Genomic DNA, 332 nt, shown 5'->3' on the forward strand with positions numbered 1-332 from the left:
ACCATGGCTTCTATAGCAAACGGTATGGCACTTCACGGAGGTGTTATCCCTGTAGTGGGCACGTTCTTCGTATTCTCTGATTACATGAAACCTGCCGTGCGTATTGCCGCTTTACAGCAATTGCCGGTTAAATATGTGTGGACCCACGATGCGTTCCGCGTAGGTGAAGATGGTCCTACCCACCAGCCAATTGAGCAGGAGGCACAGATCCGCTTGATGGAGAAACTGAAAAATCATCATGGCAAAAACTCTATGTTGGTTCTTCGTCCTGCTGATGCCAATGAAACAACCGTAGCATGGGAAATGGCCTTGAACAATACAGACAGCCCATC

Annotated in this window: 1 pseudogene; it reads left to right on the forward strand. The window is 48.5% G+C overall.

Annotated features, from left to right (window positions below):
• Positions 1–332: pseudogene (locus OM074_RS21355) on the forward strand (transketolase); the annotation flags it as partial.

Origin of the sequence: Plebeiibacterium marinum, from assembly GCF_026013615.1 — a bacterium.
GTDB lineage: Bacteria > Bacteroidota > Bacteroidia > Bacteroidales > Marinilabiliaceae > Saccharicrinis > Saccharicrinis marinus_A.